Origin of the sequence: Lacisediminihabitans sp. (assembly GCF_036404185.1) — a bacterium.
In the GTDB taxonomy this organism is placed as follows: Bacteria; Actinomycetota; Actinomycetes; order Actinomycetales; family Microbacteriaceae; genus Lacisediminihabitans.
The window spans coordinates 1-7,329 of record NZ_DASWPB010000133.1 but is presented as its reverse complement, the minus strand read 5'-3'; the positions used below and the strand labels follow the sequence as shown (position 1 = coordinate 7,329).

At 66.6% G+C, this 7,329-nt stretch carries 8 protein-coding genes and 1 pseudogene; 8 read left to right on the top strand and 1 reads right to left on the bottom strand.

Going from position 1 to position 7,329, the window contains the following annotated elements; translation table 11 throughout:
• A pseudogene (locus tag VGC18_RS09710) lies at window positions 1–431 on the top strand (hypothetical protein); the annotation flags it as partial.
• Between the two features lie 94 nt (window positions 432–525).
• On the opposite strand, the gene VGC18_RS09705 reads toward VGC18_RS09710, so the two are convergent.
• Window positions 526–1,395: a helix-turn-helix transcriptional regulator gene (locus VGC18_RS09705; RefSeq protein WP_331096729.1), complete on the bottom strand. Its 870-nt coding sequence runs from the start codon at window positions 1,393–1,395 to the stop codon at window positions 526–528.
• A 156-nt stretch (window positions 1,396–1,551) separates the two neighbouring features.
• On the opposite strand from VGC18_RS09705, the gene VGC18_RS09700 reads away from it, so the two are divergent.
• The 7 genes from VGC18_RS09700 (at window position 1,552) to VGC18_RS09670 (ending at window position 7,295) form a co-directional block, all read left to right on the top strand.
• Window positions 1,552–1,842, top strand: coding sequence for a putative quinol monooxygenase (locus VGC18_RS09700; protein ID WP_331096727.1), 291 nt, complete (start codon window positions 1,552–1,554; stop codon window positions 1,840–1,842).
• 44 nt (window positions 1,843–1,886) lie between these two features.
• Window positions 1,887–2,192, top strand: a complete 306-nt coding sequence (locus VGC18_RS09695; RefSeq protein WP_331096725.1) for a putative quinol monooxygenase — start codon at window positions 1,887–1,889, stop codon at window positions 2,190–2,192.
• Window positions 2,193–2,259: 67 nt separating this feature from the next.
• Window positions 2,260–3,306, top strand: coding sequence for an NAD(P)-dependent alcohol dehydrogenase (locus VGC18_RS09690; RefSeq protein ID WP_331096722.1), 1,047 nt, complete (start codon window positions 2,260–2,262; stop codon window positions 3,304–3,306).
• A 64-nt stretch (window positions 3,307–3,370) separates the two neighbouring features.
• The gene (locus VGC18_RS09685; RefSeq protein WP_331096720.1) at window positions 3,371–3,799 is read left to right on the top strand and encodes a VOC family protein; all 429 of its coding nucleotides are present in this window, start codon (window positions 3,371–3,373) and stop codon (window positions 3,797–3,799) included.
• A gap of 96 nt (window positions 3,800–3,895) precedes the next feature.
• The gene (locus VGC18_RS09680) at window positions 3,896–4,876 is read left to right on the top strand and encodes an aldo/keto reductase (protein ID WP_331096718.1); all 981 of its coding nucleotides are present in this window, start codon (window positions 3,896–3,898) and stop codon (window positions 4,874–4,876) included.
• 121 nt (window positions 4,877–4,997) lie between these two features.
• Window positions 4,998–5,435 carry a pyrimidine dimer DNA glycosylase/endonuclease V gene (locus VGC18_RS09675; RefSeq protein WP_331096716.1) on the top strand — a complete coding sequence of 146 codons (438 nt, stop codon included), beginning with the start codon at window positions 4,998–5,000 and terminating at the stop codon, window positions 5,433–5,435.
• A gap of 117 nt (window positions 5,436–5,552) precedes the next feature.
• Entirely contained in the window at window positions 5,553–7,295 is a 1,743-nt protein-coding gene (locus tag VGC18_RS09670; RefSeq protein ID WP_331096714.1) for an ATP-binding cassette domain-containing protein, read from the top strand.
• Window positions 7,296–7,329 lie beyond the last annotated feature (34 nt).

Genomic DNA, 7,329 nt, shown 5'->3' with positions numbered 1-7,329 from the left:
CTCTGCTCGTATCGGCCTTCTGCGCGGCGTTATCCCTGCGAGGAACCGCGGCGAGCACCCTTGCCCTGACCGCGGTGGGGGCGGAAATCGCGATCGGGATCCTCTCCGCCGTTAACGGCTGGCAGGGTCCCGGCGGGTCGGCCGTCGTCCTCTTCGCCGGTATCGGAATCCTGGCCGGCTCGTTTCGCCGGGGATCATCGCTTGTGATCGGTTGCCTGATCGTCATCGCCGCGACCGCGACAACGGTCATCGTCGGGTGGGGCACCGCTGGATTGGACCAGTTCAGCATGGTGTCGGCGTCGGCATCCGCCCTCGTGATCCTTCTCGTCCTGGTCGCCGCCGGCCTGTCCGTTCGCCGGATGCGTCGACCCGCAACCCGAGAGGCGGGCGTCTCTTCGCACGATCCACTCCTCCTGCGCTCGAAACGCTGATTCACCACGACGTCGGGAGTCTGAGCGACGCGATCGTCCGAGGCGGCCGAGATCTCAGATCCGTCGATGGATGCATCTTGGTTGGACCGAATACTCAGTCTTTGTGAGCAGCGTCGGCCAAAGCCGACTCGGTATCCCAGCTGGCAAGGATACGAAGCGCATCCGCAGAGGATGACCCCGCTTTGGCGGTATAGAGAAACATCTGCTGGTCGGGTTCGCCGGGCACGGGGAAGGTCTCGTATTCGATGGAGAGCTCGCCGACGAGAGGGTGCATGAGCTTCTTGGTGCCGGAAGAGCACTCGTAGACCTTGTGCTGCGGCCACCACTGGCGGAACTTGTCGCTCTTGACGGTCAATTCGCCGATGAGTTCGTTGAGTTCGCGGTCGTTGGGGTGGCTGGTGGAGTCGCGTCGGAGGATCGCGGCCATGTCGGCGGCGGCGGCATCCCAGTCGAGGTAACGGGCGTGTCCTTCGGGGTCAAGGAACGCCCAGCGGGCCAGACTCCGGGACAGGCCCGTTTCCGTCGTGAAGTCGTGCAGCAGCGCCTTGCCCAGGTCGTTCATGGCAAGCACATCCATCCCGACCCCGAGGATGAATGCCGCGGTATTGTCCATCTGATCCATCATCTGCTGCAAAATCGGCCGCACCTTCGTGGCTCGCTTCTGCGGCACCGGGCGACCAACCGCTGGAGAGAACAGGCCGAACAGGTAGCTGCGTTCGGTGTCGTTGAGCCGCAGCGCCTTGCACAACCCGTTGACGACGGCGTCTGAGGCGTGCTTGATGCGGCCCTGCTCCATCCGCGTGTAGTAGTCGACGCTCATCCCGGCGAGCATCGCTACCTCGTCGCGCCGCAGACCGGGTACCCGGCGGGCGGTGAGGCTGCCGCTGCCGAGGCCGACGTCTTGGGGGCTCACTCGTGCGCGGGCAGAGCGGAGGAAGTCCGCCAGGGTCGAGGTGTTCTCCATCCCTCAATTATCCGTGGCCGCCCTGGGGTGTGGGTAGGTCGGTTCTTCCTAGGCAGAACGTGTCCTGCCTCACGGTGCCGCGAGCTTGTTGACTTTCAACGTCGGCTCTCCAGGGCCGGCGGAACCATCATCACCATTCCGATCAAGGAGTTTTTCATGTATCACATCGCCGTTTCCTGGGACGTCCAGCCCGAGCGTGTGAAGGAGTTCATCGCTGCCGCGCTCAAGGATGGTCGCGAGGCTGGTGCTGCGGAGCCGGGCACGCTCCGTTTCGAGTTGATCGCTGACCCCAACGACAAGAACCGTTTCTACCTGAACGAGGCGTATGCGGACGAGGCGGCATTCGATGCCCATGCCGCGGGCGATTTCTTCAAGGAGTTCTTCGCCGAGGTCGGCCCGTACTCGGAGATCAGCTGGCTCTTCAAGGGCACCACGGTCACCGAGTGACCTGAACCCAGACCCGCTCGAACACAAGAGAAGAGACCCCACTGATGACCAACACCCTGGTCCTTGTGGCCGACTTCCAGGCCAAGCCCGGCCAGGAGGACGCGCTCCGTGACGCACTCGCTGAGATGATCGCACCCTCCGAGGCCGAGGCCGGATGCCTCGGATATCGGCCCCTCGCCGACCCGGCTAAGCCGGGCGCGATGATCTGCCTCGAGGAATGGCGCGACGACGCGGCCTTGGAGACCCACTTCCAAACGCCGCACTTCCAGAACGTTGCGCGGATCCTCGACGAGATCCTCGCTGCACCATTCACCCTGCGCAGGCTCACACAAGCACCCGCAGCAGCCTAAGTACCCACCCACGGGCGCCTCAGACGCACCGTTTTTCGAACCCATTGTGATCTAAAGAAGGCCAACCATGACATCCACACTCGCGCTCAGCGCGGCACACCCCGGAGCAGCGTTCGAGAAGGTCACGATCGAACGGCGAGAGCTTCGTGCCGACGACGTCCTGATCGACGTCAAGTACGCCGGGATCTGCCATTCCGACATCCACCAGGTGAATGAGGACTGGGGGCCGGGAAACTTCCCGATGGTGCCAGGCCACGAGATCGCGGGAATCGTCGCCGCGGTCGGACCCGAGGTGACGAAATTCAGCGTCGGTGACCGGGTTGGGGTCGGCTGCTACGTGGATTCCTGCGGCCACTGCGAGAGCTGCCTCCGCGGCGACGAACAGCTGTGTCTGAACACCCCGGTCGCGACCTACAACGGCCGGGAATACGACGGAACCCTCACCTATGGCGGCTACAGCCGCAGCATCGTCGTGAAGGATCACTTCGTCGTGTCGATCCCCGACTCGATGGACCTCGCCGCCACCGCACCGCTGCTCTGCGCGGGCATCACCGTCTACGCGCCCCTGATGCGGTTCGGAGCCCAAGGTAAGAACATCGCGATCATCGGGATGGGCGGGCTCGGCCACGTCGCCGTCAAAATCGCTCACGCCATGGGCGCCACCGTCACGGTCCTCAGCCAGTCGTTGAGCAAGAAGGACGACGGGCTCGCGTTCGGCGCCGACCACTACTATCCCACGAGTGATCCGGAGACCTTCACGGGGTTGGCGGGCGCCTTCGACTTCATCCTCAACACGGTCTCGGCGGACATCCCGCTGAACGACTACCTGTCGATGATCAAGACCAACGGGTCGTTCATCAACATCGGGTTCCCGTCCGAACCATACAGTCTGCACGCATCCGCATTCGTCCTGCAGCAGCGCGCAATCGTCGGCTCGAACCTGGGCGGCTTGGCCGAGACGCAGCAAATGCTCGACTTCTGCGCGGAGCACGGCATCGTTGCGGAGATCGAACTCATCGGCATCGATCAGATCGAAGACGCCTATCAGCGGGTCGTGACGAGCCGCGTGCGCTACCGCTCCGTCATCGACATCGCAAACACCCTCGTCGCCTAGACCCTTTTCCCAGCACTACGCATCGACTCAATCGACGCGCCACCGACCAATGACAGGAACCACCATGTCCAGCGCCCTCGGCTTCACCCGCGTCGACCACGTCGCCATCCGGGTCTCGGACTACGACGCCACCATTGCCTTCTACACCGACACCCTCGGCTTCGAGGTCAGCAAGGAATGGACGCTGCCGGAGGCACTACCCGGCGCCCGCTTCGCCTACGTCGCCCTCGGCTCCTTCGAGGTCGAGGTCATTGCCGGCGGCCAGCTGACCACGATCGTCCCGACGCTCGATGTTGCCGACCACCTCGGTCGCGGCGGCTACGGCCACCTCTGCCTGCGCGTGGAGGACCTCGACGCCACCGTCGCCGGCCTCAAGGACAAGGGGGTCGCGATCCTTGCCGAGCCGTTCGAGGTCGAGCCGATTGGCCAGCGCCTCGCGATGATCCACGACAACAGTGGCAACATCATCGAACTCGCTCAGGCCACCGCCTAGCCATCTCAGGGTGGGCTGTCGCCGCCTCCTCCTTCGAGGGAGGCCGACACCCTCCCTCATCAAAATAAACAGAGAACAGATTCAGGGAAAGAGCACATGAACAAGATCACCCTCGGCGGACTCACCGTCGGACGCGTCGGCCTCGGCGCCATGACGATGTCCGCCTACTACACCGGTGCCGGCCAGTTCGACGACGAGGCAGAGCGCACCATCCACCGCGCCTTGGACCTCGGCGTCGACTTCATCGACACGGCAGAGGTCTACGGGCCATACGCCAACGAGGAACTCGTCGGCCGCGCGCTGAAGGGCCGCCGCGACGAGGTCGTGCTGGCCAGCAAGTTCGGATTCATCTCCCACCTCGACGACGCTGCCGGTCGCGACCTCGACTCGCGGCCCGAGAACATCCGCGCAGCTCTCGAAGGCTCGTTGCGGCGGCTGCAGACCGACCACATCGACCTCTACTACCAGCACCGTGTCGACCCCGCGGTCCCCATCGAGGACGTCGTGGGCACTCTGGCCGATCTCGTGCAGGAGGGCAAGATCCGCCACATCGGGCTCTCGGAGGCCGGACCGGAAACCATCCGCCGCGCCCACGCCGTGCACCCGATCGCCGCCCTCCAGACCGAGTACTCCCTCTGGACCCGCGACGTCGAGACGGAACTGCTCCCACTGGTCACCGAGCTTGGCGTCGGCTTCGTCGCCTATTCGCCGCTGGGTCGTGGCTTTCTTACGGGGAAGTTCCGCTCACTGGCCGATTTCGCGCCGGACGACTTCCGGTTGACGAACCCGCGCTTCACCGAGGAGAACTTCCGTGCGAACCTCGCGCTCGTCGACGAGGTCGAGTTGATCGCCGCCGGCGCCGGAGCGACCCCTGCACAGGTCGCCTTGTCGTGGCTGCTGACCCGCTCCGAGCACCTCGCCGTCATCCCCGGCACCAAACGAGTCGAACGCGTCGAGGAGAACACGGCAGCGGACGCCGTCGAACTCACCCCCGACCAGTTGACCCGACTCGACGGTCTGCGCCCGGCAGCCGGCGACCGCTACGGCGCGGGCGACCTCTCCGGCATCGACCAGTAGACATCTCGCTTGCGGCTCTCGCCCGGCATCGCCAGTAGGGTCTCCTCATGACCTGGACGTCCGAAAGCGCACTGCTGTCCGACGCGGTTCGCCCGCGCGGATGCTCGAAACGGAGCGCTCGGTGAGGATCTGGTCGGTGCACCCGCGTCAGCTGGACCGGCAGGCGCTGGTCGCCTGCTGGCGGGAGGCACTCCTCGCACAGGCCGTTCTCGCCGGCCGGACGAAGGGGTACACGCGGCATCCGCAGCTCGCCCGGTTTCGTTCGGCGCCAGACAGCGAGACGCTTGTCGGCGCCTATCTCACCGGCCTCGCCGACGAGGCCGACCGACGCGGTTACCACTTCGACCGGACCCGGATCACCGCTCCGGCGCGGCCGGAGCCGTGTCTCGTCGTCACCGACGGACAGCTCGCCCACGAGTGGGGGCATCTGCTCGCGAAGCTCGAGCGCCGCAGCCCGGAGGAGTGGAAGCGTTGGCGGGACGCCTCGCCGGAACCGCATCCCCTCTTCACGGTCGTGCCCGGCCCGATCGCGGATTGGGAACGGCCCGGCACGGCCTGAGCCGGCGAGTGGCAGTTCCCGGGTGCGGATGTACTTTATACACTGCACGGTGTAGTGTGATTGCATGACCTCGACTGCTTTCCCCGACCCCTTCGACTCCCGCGAGGGGACGGCTCGATGAGCGGCCCGATCGAGGCGAAGGGCCTCACGAAGCGCTTCGGCGAATTCACCGCGGTGGACGGTGTGACCTTCTCGGTGAGGCCGGGCCAGGTGACGGGTTTCCTGGGCCGCAACGGCACAGGCAAGACCACGACGCTGCGGATGATGCTGGGACTGGAGCGCCCGACCTCGGGGAGCGTGCAGGTAGACGGGCGCCCTTACGCGGAGCTGACCTCGCCCCTGCGGCATGTGGGCTCGCTGCTCGACGCCCGCGCGGTGCAGCCCGCCAGCACCGCCGCTGACCATCTCCTCGCGCTCGCCCGCAGCAATCGCATCGGCCGCCACCGCGTCGACGAGGTGCTCGAGATCGTCGGACTCGCCGACGTCGGGCGGAAGCCGGCGAGAACCTTCTCGCTCGGCATGCTGCAGCGCCTCGGGCTGGCCGCGGCCCTGCTCGGCGACCCGCCGATCCTCGTGCTCGACGAGCCGCTGAACGGACTCGATCCAGAGGGCATCATCTGGTTCCGCAATCTCATGCGCCGGATGGCCGCAGAGGGGCGCACCGTCCTGGTCTCGAGCCATGTGATGGCCGAGATGTCGGTCACCGCCGATCATCTCCTCATCATCGGAGAGGGGCGACTGCTCGTCGACAGCGAGCTGAAAGCCTTCGAGCGGGAGCACGAACAGGAGGAGATCCACGTGCGCACGCCGGACCCGCGCCTCCTGCACGACCTCCTCGTCGAGGCCGGCGGCGTCGTGCGCGAGCTCGACGCGACCTCGTTCGCCGTCTCCGGCCTCGACGGCGCGGTGATCGGCGCGCTGGCCCTGCGTGCGGGCGTCGAGCTCGACGAGTCGGCGTCGGTGCGGCGTTCGCTGGAAGACGCGTTCATGGAGATCACCGCGCCTACCGGGGCGGATGTCATGCCACCAGAGCCCTCCCATGAACCATCCGCCAATAACGCCGCCACCGAGAAGCCCTCCGTCGTCCGATTTCGCGACATCCTCCGATCGGAGCTCACCAAGTTCCGCAGCAGCCGCACCAGGCCGCTTCTCGTCGCGGGCTCGATGGCCGCGAGCATCGGGCTCGCCGCGCTCGGTAGCAATGCGTCGGGCGAACACTACCCGGACCTCGACCAGGACGAGCGGCGGGCATTCGACCCCACCGAGACCAGCTTGAAAGGACGATTCCTGACGCAGGTCACGCTGGGGGTCCTCGGTGCGCTCGCGATGACCTCGGAGTACGACGCCGACACCATCGTGCCCACTCTCGCCGCCGTCCCCGACCGCCCCCGGCTCCTCGCGGCGAAGGCGCTCACCACCGCAGGCATCAGCCTCGGCGCCGGACTCGTCGCCAACACCGCGGCGTTCCTCATCGGCCAGGCGATGCTCGCCAGGCACGACGCCCCTCACGCCACCTTCCGCAGCCCCGGCTCGGCCCGCGCCGTACTCGGCGGCGGTCTCCACTCCACCGCCTCCGCGCTGCTCGGCCTCGGGATCGGCACTCTCACCCGGTCGACGGCCGGAGCGATCTCGACGCTCTTCGGCGCCGAATTGCTGGTGCCGGCGTTCGAGGGCGGGTTCCCGAAGCCCCTGCCCGACCTCTTCGCGAAGTATTGGCCGACCGACGCCGGCGCGCGCATCCTCACCACTCGACCCGCTCCGAAGCTCCTCGGCCCGTGGGGCGGTCTCGCGGTGATGGCGGGGGCGACGGCGGCCCTGCTCGGGACCGCGCTCACCGCGTTCCACCGGCGCGACGTGTAGCTCGCCGGTCCGAACATCCACTATCGGGTGGGCC

Bases quoted from the DNA above. Each gene is read 5' to 3' on its own strand.
- VGC18_RS09700 (WP_331096727.1), top strand. From the start codon at position 1,552: ATGTATCACATCGCCGTTTCCTGGGACGTCCAGCCCGAGCGTGTGAAG.
- VGC18_RS09705 (WP_331096729.1), bottom strand. From the start codon at position 1,395: ATGGAGAACACCTCGACCCTGGCGGACTTCCTCCGCTCTGCCCGCGCA.
- VGC18_RS09680 (WP_331096718.1), top strand. From the start codon at position 3,896: ATGAACAAGATCACCCTCGGCGGACTCACCGTCGGACGCGTCGGCCTC.
- VGC18_RS09670 (WP_331096714.1), top strand. From the start codon at position 5,553: ATGAGCGGCCCGATCGAGGCGAAGGGCCTCACGAAGCGCTTCGGCGAA.
- VGC18_RS09685 (WP_331096720.1), top strand. From the start codon at position 3,371: ATGTCCAGCGCCCTCGGCTTCACCCGCGTCGACCACGTCGCCATCCGG.
- VGC18_RS09695 (WP_331096725.1), top strand. From the start codon at position 1,887: ATGACCAACACCCTGGTCCTTGTGGCCGACTTCCAGGCCAAGCCCGGC.
- VGC18_RS09690 (WP_331096722.1), top strand. From the start codon at position 2,260: ATGACATCCACACTCGCGCTCAGCGCGGCACACCCCGGAGCAGCGTTC.